This window comes from Bacteroides congonensis, from assembly GCF_900130125.1.
Classification (GTDB): Bacteria; Bacteroidota; Bacteroidia; order Bacteroidales; family Bacteroidaceae; genus Bacteroides; species Bacteroides congonensis.
On record NZ_FQXY01000006.1, the window covers coordinates 160,564 to 181,337 of the forward strand.

A 20,774-nucleotide genomic window follows, 5' to 3' on the forward strand; every position below is an offset into this window, starting at 1 on the left:
CTATATTTGCCCCCCGAAAAACAAAGAACAGAAATGGAATCATTCTATCGCACGCACTCCTATCTTGTTGAGCACACCAATGCCCCCGTTCGCCGCGACCTCATGGACGAGATCGACTGGAGCGACCGTCTGATTGGTATCAAAGGGACACGTGGCGTAGGAAAAACCACTTTCCTGCTCCAATATGCCAAAGAGAAATTCGGGAACGACCGTTCCTGCCTGTTCATCAATATGAACAATTTCTACTTCTCTGGACACAGCATTGTAGATTTTGCCAACGAGTTTCAGAAACGCGGTGGAAAAGTATTACTGATCGACCAAGTATTCAAGCACCCGGAATGGAGCAAAGAACTGCGTATGTGTTACGACCGTTTTCCCAATCTGAAGATTGTCTTTACCGGTTCGTCCGTGATGCGACTGAAAGAAGAAAACCTCGAACTACGTGATATTGCAAAAAGCTATAACCTGCGCGGATTCTCTTTCCGCGAATTTCTGAACTTACAGACAGGTATGAAATTCCGGGCTTACAGCCTTGAAGAGATTCTAAGCACGCACGAACAGATTGCCAAAGGAGTACTCTCCAAAGTTCGTCCGCTGGATTATTTCCAGGATTACCTGCATCATGGTTTTTACCCGTTCTTTCTCGAAAAGCGTAACTTTTCGGAGAATCTGCTGAAAACGATGAACATGATGGTGGAAGTGGACATACTGCTCCTCAAACAAATTGAACTGAAATATCTTTCAAAGATAAAAAAATTACTATATTTGCTCGCTGTCGACGGTCCGAAAGCTCCCAATGTGAGTCAACTGGCAAGCGACATACAGACATCCCGCGCCACGGTGATGAATTACATCAAGTATCTGGCGGACGCACGACTCATTAACCTGGTTTATCCGAAAGGGGAAGAATTTCCGAAAAAACCATCAAAGATAATGATGCACAACTCCAACCTGATGTATTCCATCTATCCGGTGAAAGTAGAAGAACAGGATGTACTGGACACTTTCTTTGCAAATTCCTTATGGAAAGACCATAAGATACATAAAGGAGACAAGAACTACTCGTTTATGGTAGACGAAGTAATGCCGTTCAAGATTTGTCAGGAAGGAGCAAAGATAAAGAATAATCCGAATGTGACGTACGCATTGCACAAAGCGGAAATAGGCCGAGGCAACCAGATACCTCTCTGGATGTTCGGTTTTTTATATTAAAAGATTTATTTACTTAAATATTTAATTTAGTTATGACTAAACAGAAGAAATTCATCACTTGTGATGGTAACCAGGCTGCAGCGCATATCTCGTATATGTTCTCTGAAGTAGCTGCTATCTACCCCATCACTCCTTCTTCGACTATGGCTGAGTACGTAGACGAATGGGCTGCCGCAGGACGCAAGAACATCTTCGGCGAAACAGTATTGGTACAGGAAATGCAATCTGAAGGTGGTGCTGCCGGTGCAGTTCACGGTTCTCTTCAGGCTGGTGCGTTGACTACTACTTACACTGCTTCTCAGGGTCTTCTCCTGATGATCCCTAACATGTACAAAATTGCCGGTGAGTTCTTGCCTTGCGTATTCCATGTATCTGCTCGTACATTGGCTTCTCACGCATTGTGTATCTTCGGTGACCACCAGGACGTAATGTCAGCTCGTCAGACTGGCTTTGCGATGTTGGCTGAAGGCTCTGTACAGGAAGTTATGGATTTGGCTGGTGTTGCTCACCTGGCTACCATCAAATCTCGCGTTCCGTTCATGAACTTCTTCGATGGTTTCCGTACATCTCACGAAATCCAGAAGATTGAAATGTTGGAAAATGACGATCTTGCTCCGCTGATCGACCAGGAAGCTTTGGCTGAATTCCGTGCCCGCGCACTGAATCCTATGAATCCGGTAGCTCGTGGTATGGCTGAAAACCCCGACCACTTCTTCCAGCATCGTGAATCATGCAACAACTACTATGAAGCAGTTCCTGCTATCGTAGAAGAATACATGAATGAAATTTCTAAGATCACAGGTCGTAAATACGGTTTGTTCGATTACTATGGTGCAGAAGATGCAGAACGCGTAATTATCGCTATGGGTTCTGTAACAGAAGCTGCCCGCGAAGCTATCGACTATCTGGTAGCAAACGGCGAAAAAGTGGGTATGGTTGCCGTACACCTGTATCGTCCGTTCTCTGCAAAACACTTCCTGGCTGCTGTACCTAAGACTGCCAAGAGTATTGCAGTTCTTGACCGTACTAAAGAACCGGGTGCTAACGGTGAACCTTTGTATCTTGACGTTAAAGACTGCTTCTACGGTGCAGAAAATGCTCCGGTTATCGTTGGCGGTCGCTATGGTCTGGGTTCTAAGGACACTACTCCTGCCCAAATCCTTTCAGTATTCGAAAACCTGGCTATGCCGATGCCGAAGAACCACTTCACTATCGGTATCGTAGACGACGTTACTTTCACTTCTCTTCCTCAGAAAGAAGAAATCGCTTTAGGCGGCGAAGGTATGTTCGAAGCTAAATTCTACGGTTTGGGTGCTGACGGTACGGTAGGTGCTAACAAGAACTCTGTGAAGATTATCGGTGACAATACCGATAAACACTGTCAGGCTTACTTCTCTTACGACTCAAAGAAGTCAGGTGGTTTCACTTGTTCTCACTTGCGTTTCGGTGATAATCCTATCCGTTCTACTTATTTGGTAAATACTCCGAACTTCGTTGCTTGTCACGTTCAGGCTTATCTGCACATGTACGATGTAACCCGTGGTTTGCGTAAGAACGGTTCTTTCTTGCTGAACACTATCTGGGAAGGTGAAGAGTTGGCTAAGAACCTGCCGAACAAGGTGAAGAAATATTTTGCACAGAACAATATTTCCGTATACTATATCAATGCAACTCAGATTGCACAGGAAATCGGTTTGGGCAACCGTACCAACACTATCCTTCAATCTGCATTCTTCCGTATCACAGGTGTAATTCCTGTTGAACAGGCTGTTGAACAGATGAAGAAATTCATCGTTAAGTCTTACGGAAAGAAAGGTGAAGACGTTGTCAACAAGAACTATGCTGCCGTTGACCGTGGTGGTGAATACAAGACTTTGGCCGTTGATCCTGCATGGGCTAACCTGCCGGATGACGCAAAAGCAGAAAACAATGATCCTGCATTCATCAATGAAGTAGTTCGTCCTATCAATGCACAGGATGGTGACTTGCTGCCTGTATCTGCATTCAAGGGTATCGAAGACGGTACTTGGTATCAAGGAACTGCTAAATATGAAAAACGTGGTGTAGCCGCATTCGTTCCTGAATGGAATCCGGAAAACTGTATCCAGTGTAACAAGTGTGCATACGTTTGTCCTCACGCTTCTATCCGTCCGTTCGTTCTCGATGCAGAAGAACAGAAGGGTGCTCAGTTCGAACAACTGAAAGCGGTAGGTAAAGTATTCGACGGTATGACATTCCGTATCCAGGTTGACGTTCTCGACTGTCTGGGTTGCGGTAACTGTGCCGACATCTGTCCGGGTAATCCGAAGAAGGGTGGTAAAGCATTGACCATGAAACACCTCGAAAGCCAATTGGCTGAAGCGGCTAACTGGACTTACTGCGTAGACAACGTGAAAACTAAACAACACTTGGTTGACATCAAGTCTAACGTGAAGAACTCTCAGTTCGCTACTCCGTTGTTTGAGTTCTCAGGCGCTTGCTCAGGTTGTGGTGAAACTCCGTACGTGAAACTGATTTCTCAGTTGTTCGGTGACCGTGAAATGGTTGCTAACGCTACCGGATGTTCTTCTATCTACTCCGGCTCTGTTCCTTCAACTCCTTACACTAAGAACGAAAACGGTCACGGTCCTGCTTGGGCTAACTCACTGTTCGAGGACTTCTGTGAATTCGGTTTGGGTATGGAATTGGCTAACGAGAAGATGCGTGCCCGTATCGTGAAAGTGATGAATGAAGCTATCGCTGCTGACTGCACTCCTGCCGATGTGAAAGAACTGTTCGCTGAGTGGATCAACAATATGCTGGATGCGGACAAGACTAAAGAACTGGCAGCTAAGATTATCCCGGTAGTTGAAGCTAACAAAGATAAATGTAATCATTGCAAGCAAATCGCTGAACTGCAACAATATCTTGTTAAACGCAGCCAGTGGATTATCGGTGGTGACGGTGCTTCTTATGATATCGGTTACGGTGGTCTTGACCATGTAATCGCTTCCGGTAAGGACGTTAACATCCTTGTTCTTGATACTGAGGTTTACTCTAACACAGGTGGCCAGTCTTCTAAGGCTACTCCGGTAGGCGCTATCGCTAAGTTCGCTGCTGCCGGTAAGCGCGTACGTAAGAAAGACCTCGGTCTGATGGCTACTACTTATGGTTATGTATATGTTGCTCAGATTGCTATGGGTGCCGACCAGGCTCAGACTCTGAAAGCTATCCGCGAAGCTGAAGCATATCCGGGACCATCTTTGATTATCGCTTATGCTCCGTGTATCAACCACGGTCTGAAAGCCGGTATGGGTAAGAGCCAGGAAGAAGAAGAAAAGGCTGTTAAGTGCGGTTACTGGCACTTGTGGCGTTACAACCCGGCTTTGGAAGAAGAAGGCAAGAATCCGTTCCAATTGGATAGCAAAGAACCGAACTGGGAAGAATTCCAAGGTTTCTTGAAGGGTGAAGTTCGTTACGCTTCTGTAATGAAACAATATCCTACCGAAGCTGAGGAACTGTTCAAAGCTGCTGAAGAAAATGCTAAATGGCGTTACAACAGCTACAAACGTTTGGCTAGAGAAAACTGGGGTGCTGAATAATTAATCACACTCAGATAGATATAAAAAGGGAGTCTGCTCAAATGCATGACTCCCTTTTTTTTATGTCCAAGCCAGTTATTCCTTTGATTTCGGTATCCAGCTATCCACCAACTGCCGATGTTCATCCCGCCATTTACGTGCTATATCTTCTTCATCCATCCGAGCGTCTTTCATAGCTGTCATAAAGGAGCTAAGTTCCTCTGTCGTTAATTTGATATTACCAAAGAACTCCGCTGCGAACGGGTCTTTTTCACTGAATCCTTTCCAGGCAATGGCATGGATTTCTTCCAAGTCACCATATACTTTCTTCGGGTCTTCCAGGAATTTCAAATCAAACTGATCGAACATCCAGTGTGGTGTCCATCCTGTAATAACTATCCATTCGCCTTTCTCCATCGCTTTTTTCAGAGATGCAAGCATCGTCGAGCTACTTGAAGTCATCAGTGTATAGCCGTCAAGGCCGTAAGCCGAGATGGCTTTATCCGTGGTTTTCATGATTCCTGCACCGGCATCTATTCCGACTATTTCAGAAGAGAACCGGTCTTTATTGGCGGCCAGTTCATCAATGGAATTAATGGTAACGTATTGAGGTACGACCAGTCCGACACGCGCTTCTCCATATACTTCGCCCAAAAATTCGATACTATCACCATATTGGTCCATATAATCTTTCATTGTTATCGGTAACCAGGTATCCAAAAAGACATCTGAATTCTTTCCGGATATGGATACGAAGATGGGTGCAAGGTCGGCATTCTGTAGTTCAACCTCGTATCCTTGTTCTTCCAGTACCACTTTCGCCAAATGGCTCATGGCTATTCCTTCCAACCAATTGGCATAGGCTATTTTTACTTTTTTCTTATTTGAGTCGGAATTCGTACAGGAAGCCAGCAAAAGCAGAGCGGACAATACGATTCCTACTAATTTATATATTCTCATTTTTATTCCTTTCAGTTTTCTGTCTTTCTTGTTTCAGTCCTTTCTATTTTAGTCCTTCTTGCTTTTTCTTCCTGCCATACCTTGTGTGATACGATCCAAGATGATAGCCAAGATAACCACTGCTATGCCGCCTTCAAATCCGAGTCCGATTTTCATTTGGGTAATACCCTTTAATACGATTTCTCCCAAACCACCGGCGGCAATCATTGCGGCGATTACGACCATGGAAAGTGACATCATGATTGTTTGGTTTACTCCGGTCAGGATGGTAGGCAACGCCAAAGGAAGCTGTACTTTATAAAGTAACTGCCAGCGGGTAGCTCCGAACGAACGGGAAGCTTCCACTACATTTTTAGGAACTTGCCGGATTCCCAATCCGGTAAGGCGGACTACGGGCGGCATCGCAAAAATGATGGTTGCAAACACTCCGGGCACTGCCCCCAAGCCGAAGAAAAGAACGGCAGGAATCAGATAGACAAAGGCAGGCATAGTCTGCATCAAGTCAAGAATGGGGCGGAGTATCTTATCCGCACGCGGACTGTTTGCCGTCCATACTCCTAAAGGAACACCGACAACCAAGGCCAGACAGGTAGATGATAATACGAGAGCCAGAGTTTGCATGGTCGCTTCCCAAAATCCCATACCGTAGATTAACAATAAGCCTAGTACGGTGAAGATACCAGTTCCGCGTCCTGCTTTCATCCAGGCTGCGACGGCAAGTACGAGGATGGTTATATAAAAGGGGATTCCGAAAAGAATGTGTTGAAATCCGATGATGAAACTACCGATGCCTGCATTCACGGCATCAAAAAAGGTGGCGAAATGTACCATCATCCAGTTGATGGCGCTTTCTATATATTGTCCCATATTTATCATAAATCTATTGCGTTTTGGATTATTTCGTTTATTTCTTCTTTATCTTTTCCTGTCACTTCGATGATTAAGGATGACAGCGGGATAGTTCCCAGAAATTCATGTGTTTCATCAATCACCCAAACCGGTGAATTGCTCTTTGTCATCAGAGGGAGAATATCTTCCAGAACCGTGTCGCATAGTACTGAATGGACTTCTGTCCGCACAATAGGTTCTATGGATTTCTCCTGTTTACTACGCAGTTTAAGCAGGTCATTCAGACGCACCTCTCCTACCAACTTGTCGTCGGCATCTATGACAGGAAGTACTGTTATATTCTTCGCACGCATCTTACGGATCAGTACTTCGGGGCCTTCTTTCTTCAAGCGGGCAACCAATGGTTTGTCAATCATCAGGGATGAAGCGGTAATAATCTTGCTTCTGTCTACGTTTTCCACGAAGCGGGCTACATAGTCGTTGGCGGGTTCGGTCAAGATTTCTTCTGAAGTTCCTACTTGTACGACTTCCCCGTCTTTCATAATAGCAATGCGGTCGCCCAGTTTGATTGCTTCGCTCAAGTCGTGGGTAATAAAGACAATGGTCTTTTTCATCTTTGACTGCAAAGCCAGCAGTTCATCCTGCATCTGTACGCGAATCAGAGGGTCGAGGGCGGAGAAAGCCTCATCCATTAAAAGTACTTCGGGATTATTGGCCAAGGCGCGGGCTAGCCCGACACGTTGTTGCATCCCACCGGAAAGCTCGCCTACCATTTGATTCTCGTAGCCTTTCAGCCCGACTAACTTCATACTTTCCATGGCTTTCTTTTCACGTTCCTCTTTCTTCACTCCCTGAAGTTCGAGCCCGAATGCGATATTATGTAATACGGAACGATGGGGCAACAACCCGAAGTTCTGAAAAACCATAGCCAGTTCTTTTCGACGGACTTGCAAGAGTTCTTTTTCGGATACTTTGGAAATATCTACTCCATTGACGAGTACTTGCCCCGATGTGGGACGTATCAAACGGTTTATACAACGTAGTAATGTCGATTTTCCACTACCGGAGAGTCCCATTATCACAAAAAATTCTCCCTCGTTAATTGAAAGATTGGCATCTTTCACTCCTACCGTGCACCCGGTATCTTTCAGGATTTCCGCTTTGCTCTTATCTTCTTTCAGCATCTTGAGTGCTTTCTGTTTCTCATGACCGAAGATGAGATATAAATCCTTTATTTCTATTTTGCTCATATAATATATTGGTTTAGATTATAATATTTGTTTTGTTTCCAACTGTTGCGCTTATCATTCTCACCAATGATAAACAAGTTGAAAGTTCGCTTGGTTCGATCACGTTACATTATAACATGACAACCTGATGAGTTTTAATGATTAAAAAAACAGACTGAGTGGTTTAAAAGGAATAGAATTTGATAAGATTATCCTCTCAATGAACAGTAAAAAACAGTATTTTTATATACGAATTACAGCCTGTTTTTGCATATTGTTACTGCAAAGATAGGCAAAATGGATTAAAGATGCAAATTTTATTCAGAAACGGAGTAGTTCCAAAGATGCTTTTTCAAGTCTACGCACCCATTTTGTTTGAAAGAAATCCCTTCTTCCAAGAGTAATAGTTTTTGCTCTTCCCAACCGGGAACGAGACGTCCCGATGCATTGACAACCCTATGACAAGGCGCAGAGACTTCATCCGGCACTTGCTTCAGGGCACGACCTACCATGCGGGAGCATTGAGGTATGCCCAATAATGCAGCTATACCACCATAAGTGGAAACTTTACCTGAAGGAATTTCACAGACCACCTGATATACTTCCCGGCAGAAGTCGTCGGAAAGGCTCGCTTTATCTACTTTATAATCTTTCATTGCTTAAACTTTACTTATCAAGTCTACAAAACTAAATAAAAAGAAAGGTATTTGCAAATAATAAGATTGTATCAAATAAGCCTGCAACTCATTGGGGCTTCAATATGTTTTGAAACAAACCATTACCCTATCCTTTTCTCTTCAACAAATCCGTCGGGCTCTCACCAAACTGTTCCTTATAACATTTAGTAAAATAAGAAGGAGAACTGAAGCCGACTTCATAACCTATCTCAGAGACAGTCATATCCGATGAAGCAAGCAGGGAAGCCGCTTTCTTCAGGCGGGCAATCCGAAGTAATTCATTAGGAGAATAGTTAGTCAGAGATTTTATTTTCCGATAAAGCTGTACACGGCTTAATCCCATATCTTTGCCTAAATCTTCTACGTTCAAATTGGAGTCTCCCATTTTCGCGTCAATCAAGGCTTTGAACTTTTCTACAAAATCCTTGTCCATATCGCAGACATCTTCTTTTGCCAATGTCTGTCCGTCACCAAAGAATTGTTTCAGGCGACGATGCGAATCTATCAGGTTGCGGACACGTGCCAGTAGCAATTGCGAACTGAAAGGTTTGGAGATATAAGAATCTGCGCCACCGTCGTATCCTTGGATTCGTTGTTCATCTAAAGAACAGGCTGTCAGAAGGATAACAGGAATATGACATGTTTGTAATTCACTTTTCAGTCGGCGGCAACATTCAATGCCGTCAATACCGGGCATCATCACATCGGAGATAATCAGATCCGGAACATATCTCATAGCTTTGCGGATACCTTCCGAACCGTCGGCTGCTTCAATGACAGTATAGTCTGTATGAAGTAGTCCATGAACATATGAACGGATATCTGCATTGTCATCAATGATAAGCACGGAAGTTTTGGAAGGGTCATAACTTTTTCCCGGTTTCTCTTCTTCTCCAATGGATAAAGCGTCATTCAGTGAAGAAGATTCAGAAACAGAAGAAGCGAAAGAAGCAGAAGATGTCAAAAGGTCTTCCACAGTATGAGTATCACACGTTCGTACCGGTAAATCCACGGTAAAGACAGTTCCTTGCTTTTCATCACTTTCCACTGATATAGTTCCACCATGCAACTCAACGAAAGCCTTTACTAATGCCAGCCCTATTCCCGAACCGGCATGGTGCATATCTATTTTATAGAAACGGTCAAAAATACTCCGGATATGTTCTGCGGAAATCATCGAACCGGTGTTGGATACGGTAAAACGAATCCATCGGTTATCCTCTTTTGTCAAGGTAGACAAACGGACGGTAACTTTACCATTCTCCGGAGTAAACTTGAAGGCATTGGAGAGAAGATTAAAATAAATGCGTTCCAACTTCTCTACATCTGCCAAGGTACGGAAGTCCGTATCCGGCATATTGTCAAAAGAGAAATGAATATGCTTTTTGCGGGCTGCCGCCAGGAAAGACTCATTCCAACCTTCGAAAGAAGAAAGAATATCTACCGGAACGGGAGTATATTCCATCTTGCCATTTTCGTATTTACGGAAATCCAATATCTGATTGACCAAACGCAAGAGGATATTTACGTTCCGTTGTATCAGCATCAACATCCGGTGCTGGTCACCACTTAATGTGTTATCGGCCAACAGATGTTCTACCGGGTCGGCAACCAAAGTTAATGGAGTACGGAAATCATGGGAGATGTTCGTAAAGAAAACAAGTTTGGCGTGAGTGGCTTCTTCCAGTTGATGAGAAAGCTGTATTAATTGGTCACGCTGTTCTTCCAGTTTGTCACGTTGTTCCTCTAACTTATCCCGTTGCTCTTCCAGTTTATCGCGCTGCTCTTCCAACTGTCTCTTTTGCTCCGACAATTCTTTATTCAGCCTGTTTTTAGAGCGAAGCGACTTATAAACGACTAATAACAACCCCGCCACCAATAAAAGAATGACCAAACCACCATACATGACAACCTGCTGCGTAGCTACACGTGACAGATATCCACCGATACGTCCGTTTAAGGTTTCTATCTTCTGGTCCAGTTCTGAGATGTGAGTAGTCTGAAGTTGCATGACGTGTGCGTTTGTACGGTCTACAACAGCGGTATTCATCACAGTTTCTCTAGGATAAGGCTTTTTCTCAAGGATATTCATCGCCAACTGCAATACCTTGTCGCCATTGGTAGGATAAATAAAGGTGGCGTCCAACACACTATCAAGCACAAGTTCAAGTCCGTTTCCTTTACCCGGCAGAGCGTCAATACCGACAAACATCATTTCCTTTTCCCGTCCCACTTTCTTGGCGGCCTGATAAGCTCCCGGAGCTATACGGTCATTATGAGCATATACGGCATCAATCTTCGGATTACGACGGAGCATACTATCCATTTCCACTTCTGCCGGGCCACGCTCCCAGGCAGCATCCGCCTTGTCAATCAGTTTGACGTCCGGGAAGTTACTGATGGCAGCCATAAAGCCCTGATGCCGTTCCATAGCAGGAGTCGAGCCACCTAAGCCGGTAAGCTCCACCACATTTCCTTTTCCTTTCAGGCTGGATGCAATGTAGTTTCCCACCGCACGGCCTATTTCATAATTATCAGCACCGATATATGCAGTATATTTATCAGAAAGAATCTTCCGGTCTACCAAAACGACGGGGATTCCCTTTTGATAGACTTCTTCCACTATCGGAGTCATGGGAGCTGCCTCGTTGGCAGAGATTATCAGTAAATCAACCCCTTTGTCAATAAAATAATGAATATCTTCCGCCTGCCGGCGATTATCATCTCCGGCAGAACGTATTTCGACCGATACCCCGTCATAGAACATCGCTTCACGGAGAATTTCATCATTCATCTTGTGCCGCCACGAATCATCACTACATTGAGCCACCCCAATACGGAAACGGGGAGCATCCTGCCGACAGGCAACCATTCCTAAAAGACAAAACAATATCACTATCCATTTCGTATATTTCATCGCCTTAATTGTTTTCATTCTTTCGTATTTCTTTCTGTAATCCAAATTCTTTTCCCTTCGTTATTAGCATTCACTACCGGGAAGTACATCAATTCCACTTTCGCAGGATTCAGTGTATATTTACCGGTAAACCGTGGAAGCAGAGGAATCGTAAACCTATAAGTACCTATCGGTAATTTTTCGCTAAAGATAACGGTTTTCTCCTTAAAATATTCACGATACACTTCGCCACCGGAAAAATTAACAGGTTTTGAAGCATAGCTGCAACCTGCCGGGATAGGAACTTCGAGCATTACATACTGTGCTCCTTCCTGTTTCACCTGCAAGGTAACCGTCAGCGTGACAGGCATACCCGCCACTAAGGAGTCCGTCCCCAAAGTCGATTCTACCTTGAATGAATCGCTTTCACGAGCGTCCATTACACGCTTCGTCGAATAGACACTATACAATAAAGGTTCTTTTCCTGTTTTTGAAATAAGCAGACTCTCTCCTGCTGTCAGCCGGGCTTGATAAGGAAATTCCGTAATTCGTTTGTTGTCCTTACTGCTCACGGATACAGTCGTCCCCGTTGTGCCTTTCGATTCTTTTAATATATCAGTGAGGATGGTTGCCACGGCAGAAGAAGCTTGATAAGTATTCCAACCACGGTCTTTAGTCCGCAGAATGTATAGTTGCATCTTGTCTTTCAGCTTATATAAGGAAGAATCATTCTTGATAATCCGGTAAGCAATCAGAGTATTTATCATTTTATTTCCTTCCCAAGACCAGAAAGAAGTACGCCGCCCGTCATCACAATAAACACCGCCCAATATATCTCTTTTCAAATAATGATTCACACTATCGCCTACATTTACTGAATCCACTTGCTGTTTGATTTCCCAAAGAAGCAGCTTTTCTTTCAGATACGAGCGAGGACGGTAATCCTTATATCTGTTTGCCAGTGAATCCTCCTTCTGTTCCTGTTGCCGGACAAACGGTTGCAACAATTTGACAGCAGAAGAATAATCCGCCCGAACTCCCCATTCATACAATGCATGAAGTATTTCTATATCATCCAGTTTCATCCCCCGATAAGGACGCACATGGGTATAATTTATTTCCAATCCGTTCAGGTTCAAGTCTACTGTATAGCCTGCATCTTTCGCTAATTTCAAAGCCCGCAGGATATGTGCCGACATCCAGTAAGAAGTATTTTCCATATTTCCCCACCACGACCATAGCTTCTGCTTATTCTGATTGTTCACCAACTTGCGGACAATAGATTTGATTGCCTTATCCGTTTCTTCCGGTTTGCCCTTATTTTGCATCAACTTTTGATAGGCCAACAAACCTATTAATTTGGATGCCAGTTGCTCATTACATAAATATTTGTATCCGTTCAGGTAATTCACCGATTCTTTATAAACATCCAGTTGGTTGTCCATGATACTAACCGTGACCTCTTCATCCTTGCCGGATTGTACTTTGACCGTTTTCGTATCGGATAAGATACTTAACGTACCTTCAGCCTGTTCCGTACCTTGCGGTAATACAGGAATTGTATATTCTTCCCCATCCTTATATCCATCGTCACGAGTGAAAAGATAACTCATTGTCACACTATCGGTATTCGCGACCTGCATCGGCAACGTTTCATGAAATCCTTGCGTCAGATTTACTTCACGCTCCGTCCTGGCATCCCCATCAACACAGAACTGCACGTTTCCTTTTATCTGCTGCCCTTCCAAATAATTACGAATCATTCCGACCAATGCACTTTGGTCTCCATCTATCAGGAAACGGGGAGTTTTCAGTTCCGCCATCAACGGCTTGTAGGAGCGGACGGAACGGCGGAAAGTGCCCGTCTGCAAACGTCGGTTCATAGCATAGACCACCGCTTCCCATTTCGTCATATTATCTGGGAAAGTCGTCTCAAACCGGACTGTTCCGGTTTTATCCGTCAACAAGCGGGGTTGCCAGAAAGCTACATCCGAGAAGTTCCGGCGCAATCCGCTTAATTGCATCAACTCATTATAGATTTGACCGGCATCCACTTCGTCCTTAGTTTCTTTATCCTGTTCTTCCAGTTTCTCTAAAGGCGCGGAAGCCGGGGTAGAAGAATCCGCCGAAAGTCCGGCAACAGCTCCCGTCAACGAACGCCTGACACTTATTCCATATCCAACAACTACCACTTCTTCCAACGCCTGACTATCTTCTTCTAACGTAATCATCAGATTCATGCCGGGAGTTGCCATTATTTCCTGTGATTTAAACCCGATATAACTAATCTGAAGCAAATCTCCGCTCCTGTCACAATCCATTTCAAAATATCCGTCCACATTAGTTATCGTCCCTTCCATCGTTCCTTTCACCAACACACTGCATCCTATCAATCCTTCTCCCGTAGAATCAACGACATACCCGCAAATCTTTCCTCCATAATGGCGAACATACTGCGTTATCCTCATCGTTTTGCCAAAAGACGGATTCGTTCCGATAAAACCGGCTTCTCCTCCCGCCAAAAGCCATTTGGCAGATAAAGAATCACATTCATGCAATGACAGAGATTCCATATTAACGTCCATATAAGTATAAGGACTTATCCGCAAACTGTCCCGCTTCAGATACTTCCCATTCCTATAAAGGAGAATAGCATCATAGATGCCCGCAGGAAGTTTTGAATATATCCTGCTTTTCCGCACCAGTGTATCCGGGTAGTGCATTTCCCCGGTAGCACAATCCCTGAAGAACAAGTTCGCCACTCCGGTAGAATCCTTTTCTTCGGGAAGACGGAAGTTCAACTTCTTGTCCGGCAAAGAAAAATAAATCCGGGAAGGATGCCAACTGATTCCTTTCTTATGTTCTTCCACTAGCTTACGGAATCTTTCCGGCGACAAGTGGGAATCGTCCAAAGTGGAAATCTTAGCCACAGATGAAAAGTATAAACGGCGCGGACACAGCTCGTCATCCTTATACTTATAGACTACATTCCCCTCAAACTCATAAGAGAAACCGCCTTCATGCCGGTAGAGTACGCCATTCATATATTTCCAAAGTCCCGGCTCTACCGGCCCTGCCAATATATTCTTCTTATAACGCGGCAATCCCTGAAGTGAAACAGGAAACAAATCTCCCTTATGTTCAAGGGAAGTATATCCCCACCCTTCCGCTACGGGAAGCCGGCAAAGATACCGTTCATATCGTTTTTTCTCTTCCGGGGTAAACTTATACTCATAATATTTCCCCTTCTTATGTCTTAGCCAAACCATTGATACGCCTTGCGGCAACTGATTCATATCAAAACTTAGTATCGTTTTCTTGCCCCGTTCAAAGGCCAAAGAGTCAATAATAAAAGCTCGGTCATGCATCCGTAAAGTTATCTTCTGCTTTCCCTGCGGATGAAGCACAGGAAAAGAATACTCTTTCGGTTGCTCTGTCCACGAGAAATAGCAGGGAACATCGTCCTGCTCAATCACATAAATATTCACCGCTTCCCCGTTCAGCATCACATAAGGAGCAAACTGGGTAGTTCCATCCGACGTGTCCGCCGTCTGCCTGAACAGCTTTCCCGAAGGATAGGCAAACTGATAATAAAGCAACTTTTCCAAATGAAGCAACTGGTTCCAACGTTGATAATCCAACTTGCCGGTATGCAGATATTCTTTTTGCTGCATCGAATAAGAAGCACGCTGCTCACGCGGACGGGGAGCGCTGCCATAATAAGGCAAATCGGGTACATAATAATTTAATTGACTATTCACAGCAAAAGCCGTCAAGTCCACATTGGCGACCGGATGTCCCTGGATATTCGTTACATTTAGTTTTGTGGTTACTTTCTGTCCGGGATACACACGTTCGGGCAAATCGGATTCAATCAACAAGCGTTCGGAAGGAGATGTGTACGAGCGTTTCAGCATACATTCCTTATCTCCCATAAAATAGAATATCTCCACGTAATAGACAGAAGACGGGTCAACTTCACCGGAGCGATATTCCATCTCTTTCCCCGAACCTTTTTGCAATAACCGGTTGCCTTGATATACATACCAAGAAAGTTCCAGTTGCAGAGGATTGGAAAGAGAGACGCAGAACGAGTCCTTTTCTATGCCACCGTTCAATTTCAGTCTGGAATCCAGTCTGTCGGCAGTAATGACTGTTTCATAATCCGCTTCAGGGATTTTAAACCGATAGTCGGAAACAGACTGGTTGAATGGTTCCCGATAAGGCAAACGGATTTTCTTTACTTCTTTCTTATCTCCATAAACCAGTTCCGCCGCTACCGGACGTTCCACGCCCAGGTCGAAGAATGAGAAAGTAATGGTATCCGCCTGCGTCGTATATTGTATATCATGGTTGCAATGATAAAAGGTTGCCTTGTCGTACTGTTCCAACCGGTTATTATCGGCAGTCAGCAACACGGCATTTACACTATAAAAGCAGTCGGAAGCGCCGAATATTTTAGAAGGAATATCTACCGAGGCTTTTCCTGAGACATCCAGTTCCGCCTGTACAGACATCAACGTATCCGGCAAAGAGAGGATTTCCGTATAAGATTTCAACACTTGCTGCCTGTTGATGGTAACTTCCACATTCACTTCCCGCAGAGGAAGTCCGTTGGCATCCGTGGCACTAATATCTATCCGGTTGCTCTGTGGAGCATACTGCACATTCGAAGCCAACTTGACAAGCAACTTATTCCCGTTCAGCTCATAATCCTCGTATCTGAACCCCGTAGAACTGACAATACGCCCCCGCTTGTCACGAAGCTGCATGACATACATTTGGTCTAACTTCAGATTCAATGAATCGTCCAACTGAAATTCTCCTGCATATCCCCCCGGATGATAAGGAGTGACAGGCATTATCTTCTTATAGTCGCGTCCGGAAGAACCGGTACGCATCCATAAAGAAAGTTCCTGTTTCAAAGGTCGTTTATGCTCCGAAAGAGCATAAGATTTAAAGCGAACCGTCTCGCCCGGTTTATATTTATTCTTATCCGTAATCAGATAACTATAAAATTCCGGGCCGCTTTGTTGCCCATAATCATTCCGATACCAAGGCGAAACAAGATGTTTGCGCAAATCAAATACTGCCCTGAACTTGTCTAACTCCACCGTCAGGATATGTTGTTCTTTCTGCGACCAGTTATCATCCGTATATGTCTGGCTGTCTTTATCGTAATATACCGCCCTGCCGCCAACACGTACTTTAGCATCTTTTCTGATTGTTCCTTCGGCATCAACCACTTGAAGGGTCAGTACCCCATACTCTTTGAACAGAAAAACATGAAAAGGAATCACCGGAGCATACCGGTAATGAACTTCATTCCGTTCTACATCCGCCAACAGGAAATGCCCTTTGGCGGGAAGATCAGTCCATGTTTTGGTAAAACGGGCAAATGGCGTTTGTTGTATTCTGTCCCAATCCTTACGTCCGAGTTTACCTTTGAGAAGTTTCAAAGCATCTTTATTGGTCAGTTCGAAAACAACCGTTTCGGGAGAAGCGTCGCTTCCAAGCATCGGTTGTCCGAAAGTCCGTCCCGAAAAAAGTAATAATACCAGTAGTAACAGGCTTTTTATCTGAAATTGTGGGGTGCTCATAGTATTCTGCATTAATTCAGAACAAAAATAAAAATAAATACGCGAGTTCGCTAATAATCACTCGATTATTCTACTAATTACCCTTCTGACAGAAAGCGGAACGACTACAAATATTTGGCGGGAAATTATTAACAAAAGTGTAAAGCATAAACAAAACGCTTAATCAATGTTATAAAACATCTCTTTTTATTTGGATTATTTGCAGATTTCACAGAAGTCCGTATCTTTGCAATGTATTTTTCATAGTATTAGATTTAAGGTTAACAAAGGTTGGAGCAAGGCGTTGCTCCTTTTTTTATGCCTGTACGTCTCATTACCAGCTCAGCCTTTTAGTAAAGGAAAAGCAGTTATTCATCGCCTTGTTCTATGTCATCCGGTAATAAATAATCATTCGCTTTAGCTGAAGATATGACAGGACGTCCTAATTGTGATTCCAGTTGCATTCTTGCAGCCTTGGCTACACTACCACCACTTTTGGCAACCTTGGCGTTCTGATTGAATCCCTTGGGGTTCTTCTGTTTCGAGATTTCTGCCGTTGAAGCTTCAGCAAGAGTATTAAGTGCCAACTCAAGATTCGTCATGTTATCGCGGAGATTCTCTTTCTTCAATCCTTTGAATTGCTTGTATTCCTTAGTTGTTCTTCCACTCCATTCCTGAGTAATGATATCCGTTAATGAAGCATATTGAGTACCGTTGATTCCATTGCGTTGCCATTCATCCGTTAGCTCCTTACGGACTTCCATACTCTTGATTCGCTGATTAATCCAATTATCCGAATAGCCCAAACGTTTATAATCCATCATTGCTTGATTAATGGACAGTTCCGGGTCTTGCAGTTGGTCTATACGCTCGCTGGCTACTTGTGCCATCCATTGTTTGAAAGGCTCTGCTTTGGGTGAAGGAATAGATTGGATAAGACGGAAAAGTTGCTCCGTATCTGCTACATCTGTCAATCTCATTTTACCGTCAGCAGCTTGCATTTTCAACTGGTTACAATTTGTAACCGTTTCATTACCCTCTTTTGAAAGCCTGTTTTTCAATACTTTCCAGTAATTCCTTGCAGCTTGATAATCTACACTATCAGTTAGCACCGCCACCACATCTACTATGGAAAAATACCACTTTTCCTGTTCGTCATCCCATACCGTACGAACTTTCTTGTCCTGAAACAACTTTAATGCTTCTCTTTTTGTCATTGCTATTCTATTTTTTTATTCACATTATTAATAGCTCTCTCCACCAATCGTAATCGGAACAAGCAAAGCGGGTTATTAAGTTTATGCAAAAGTAGGTATTTTATGACACAACCTACGAAGAAACATTCTTTAAAAAACAAGATAATTTTCAACGGAAGAAGGAAAATAATTATAAAAAGAGTAAGAACATATCTCCTGATTTAAGATATACCCCTACCCTTATATTCTAAAGACAATTTACAATAGTCTGTCTTTCAACACCTGCGGCAGTTCCGGCATCGCTCCGCTCTGCGTACATACATAAGCGGAGACTTCCACCGCCAACTTATGTGCTTCAGGAACCGGCTTGCCATTCAAGATAGAAGCACAGAAAGCCGCTGTGAAAGAATCGCCTGCCCCTACCGTATCAGCTACGGGAACTCTCGGAGTTTCCTGAAAAGAGACAACACCCGGAGTAAATACATAGCTGCCATTGATACCGCAAGTCAGAATCAGCATTTTCAGGTTGTACTTGGCCAATAGAATCCAGCACTTATCCTGCAAATCAATCCCCGGATAACCGAACATACGGCTGATAGTCACCAGTTCTTCATCGTTAATCTTCAAGACATTGCAACGTTGGAAAGACTCGCGCAATACTTCTTTGGTGTAGAAGTCCTGACGGAGATTGATATCGAATATCTTTAATTGTCCGTCTATATCGGGCATTGTATCCAAGAAGCGGTTGATAGTGGCACGGCTTGCTTCATTGCGCTGCGCCAATGAACCAAAACAGACAGCACGGGTGTTCAGAGCCAGGCGTTTCAGTTCGTCCGTGAAAGGAATGTTATCCCAGGCGACACCCTCTTTGATTTCATAACAGGGCACACCTTCGGCGTCCAGTGTCACCTGCACCGTACCCGTAGGATAATCTACCCGTTCAATCTGAGTGTTCAGTTTCTTTTCCTTGAAGACCGACATTATCTCGTCACCCAATTCGTCATTGCCTACCGCACTGACTACACGGCTGTCAAAGCCGAATTGTGAAACATGGTAAGCAAAGTTTGCCGGAGCACCACCTATTTTCTTTCCTTCGGGCAGCACATCCCATAGTGCTTCGCCCATTCCTACTATTATATTATTCATGATAAACAGAGTTTAATTGATTCCCAAATATAAAATTATTTTCTGATACGGAACGTATAGAACAGCAGATAAAGCACTCCGATTGTCATAACGGCAATCGCACCGTTCTGTCCCATAGAAGTATCCGAAGCCAGTCCCATCGCCAACGGGAATACCGTTCCACCGAAAAGCCCCATAATCATCAAGCCGGAAACTTCGTTTTTCTTACCCGGCAGATAAAGTAATGCCTGCGAGAAGATGACGGAGAATACGTTAGAGTTGCCGAAACCAATCAAGGCGATACAAGCATAGATAATCGCTTTCTCGTGGAAGATAAACAAACCTGTCATGGCAACGAGCATCATTACTACGCTGATGCCGAAGAAAGATTTCGGAGACATCTTGCGCAGAATGAAAGAACCCAGAAAACAGCCTGCCGTACGGAAGATAAAATAAAGGCTTGTCGCAAAAGCGGCATCGTCCAGTCCCATACCGATACGTTCCATCAGAATCTTCGGGGCGGTAGTGTTTGTACCTACATCGATGCCGACATGACACATGATGCCGATAAAGCAAAGTAAGATAAACGGTTTGCCGAGCAAGGCAAGGCACTGACCGAAAGTAGACGGTTTTCCCTCTTCCTTTTCCTCTTCAATCTGTGTGACATTGAGCAGGAGAATGGCAACGACGGCCACTATCATATAAATAGGGAAAAGAATCCGCCAACCCAAGTCGAAAGACGGAATGGCTTGCGTCGCTCCCCACATGGCTATATACGGTGCAAGGAAAGAAGCAATCGCTTTTACGAATTGACCGAAAGTTAGGCTGCTCGCCAGACGGTCACCCCGCACAATGTTGGAAAGCAACGGATTCAGAGAAGTCTGCATCAATGCGTTTCCGATACCCAAAAGGGAGAAAGAAATCAGCATCAACATATAACTGTCACCGAAAACCGGCAACAATAGCGAAGCGAATGTCACAAGTAGACTGAGCAATACGGTTTTCTTCTGACCGATACGGCTCATCAGCATCCCTGTCGGTACGGAGAAAATCAAGAACCAGAAGAAGACGAGTGAAGGAAAAATGTTTGCTTGTGAGTCCGACAGACCAAGGTCTGCCTTTACATAATTGGAAGCAATGCCTACCAAGTCAACGAATCCCATGGCGAAGAAACATAACATCACCGGAATGAGTTTGGAGAGAGAAGAGTTTTTACTGTTTTCCATTATTATATCTTTTACTTAAATTTCGCATACCTGTTTATCCGTATGCTACAAAGTGAATCTGTTATTATATAATTTCTGTATCCTTAGGGCCTAACTTGTCCGCCCCTACGGGAGTAAACCTGTTTGCCCCTTATCCGATTCGCACTTCCTACCGCTATAATAGGATGAAAGCTACGATATTGTTGGTTTGTCACGGCCGTGACGAATTCTTTTCATGGCTGTGGTAGGTTCTCTTCATGGCTGTGAGAAGAAGCTACCACGGTCG

At 44.0% G+C, this 20,774-nt stretch carries 11 protein-coding genes; 2 read left to right on the forward strand and 9 right to left on the reverse strand.

Going from position 1 to position 20,774, the window contains the following annotated elements; all coding sequences use genetic code 11:
• Positions 1-33 precede the first annotated feature (33 nt).
• A complete protein-coding gene (locus BQ7997_RS00755) occupies positions 34-1,212 on the forward strand; it encodes an ATP-binding protein (protein ID WP_044655606.1) in 1,179 nt (392 codons plus the stop codon).
• Between the two features lie 32 nt (positions 1,213-1,244).
• Positions 1,245-4,793, forward strand: a complete 3,549-nt coding sequence (gene nifJ / locus BQ7997_RS00760; RefSeq protein ID WP_073342543.1) for a pyruvate:ferredoxin (flavodoxin) oxidoreductase — start codon at positions 1,245-1,247, stop codon at positions 4,791-4,793.
• A gap of 75 nt (positions 4,794-4,868) precedes the next feature.
• On the opposite strand, the gene BQ7997_RS00765 is transcribed toward nifJ, so the two are convergent.
• The 9 genes from BQ7997_RS00765 to BQ7997_RS00810 all read right to left on the reverse strand — a co-directional run bounded on the left by BQ7997_RS00765 (position 4,869) and on the right by BQ7997_RS00810 (position 20,509).
• On the reverse strand, positions 4,869-5,732 hold the full coding sequence (locus BQ7997_RS00765; RefSeq protein WP_044655963.1) for a glycine betaine ABC transporter substrate-binding protein: 864 nt from the start codon (positions 5,730-5,732) through the stop codon (positions 4,869-4,871).
• A 48-nt stretch (positions 5,733-5,780) separates the two neighbouring features.
• On the reverse strand, positions 5,781-6,608 hold the full coding sequence (locus tag BQ7997_RS00770; protein ID WP_073342545.1) for an ABC transporter permease: 828 nt from the start codon (positions 6,606-6,608) through the stop codon (positions 5,781-5,783).
• Positions 6,605-7,831 carry a quaternary amine ABC transporter ATP-binding protein gene (locus tag BQ7997_RS00775; RefSeq protein ID WP_073342548.1) on the reverse strand — a complete coding sequence of 409 codons (1,227 nt, stop codon included), beginning with the start codon at positions 7,829-7,831 and terminating at the stop codon, positions 6,605-6,607. The genes BQ7997_RS00770 and BQ7997_RS00775 overlap by 4 nt, the downstream gene beginning before the upstream one ends.
• 296 nt (positions 7,832-8,127) lie before the next feature.
• On the reverse strand, positions 8,128-8,466 hold the full coding sequence (locus tag BQ7997_RS00780; protein WP_073342551.1) for an MGMT family protein: 339 nt from the start codon (positions 8,464-8,466) through the stop codon (positions 8,128-8,130).
• Positions 8,467-8,593: 127 nt separating this feature from the next.
• Positions 8,594-11,404: a substrate-binding domain-containing protein gene (locus BQ7997_RS00785; protein ID WP_317044999.1), complete on the reverse strand. Its 2,811-nt coding sequence runs from the start codon at positions 11,402-11,404 to the stop codon at positions 8,594-8,596.
• A gap of 14 nt (positions 11,405-11,418) precedes the next feature.
• Positions 11,419-16,983: an alpha-2-macroglobulin family protein gene (locus BQ7997_RS00790; RefSeq protein ID WP_073342557.1), complete on the reverse strand. Its 5,565-nt coding sequence runs from the start codon at positions 16,981-16,983 to the stop codon at positions 11,419-11,421.
• Between the two features lie 347 nt (positions 16,984-17,330).
• On the reverse strand, positions 17,331-18,179 hold the full coding sequence (locus BQ7997_RS00800; RefSeq protein ID WP_044653168.1) for a BRO-N domain-containing protein: 849 nt from the start codon (positions 18,177-18,179) through the stop codon (positions 17,331-17,333).
• A 237-nt stretch (positions 18,180-18,416) separates the two neighbouring features.
• A complete protein-coding gene (locus tag BQ7997_RS00805) occupies positions 18,417-19,304 on the reverse strand; it encodes a carbohydrate kinase family protein (protein WP_022140174.1) in 888 nt (295 codons plus the stop codon).
• Between the two features lie 35 nt (positions 19,305-19,339).
• Positions 19,340-20,509 (reverse strand): MFS transporter, encoded by a 1,170-nt coding sequence (locus BQ7997_RS00810; RefSeq protein WP_073342562.1) that lies wholly within the window; start codon positions 20,507-20,509, stop codon positions 19,340-19,342.
• Positions 20,510-20,774 lie beyond the last annotated feature (265 nt).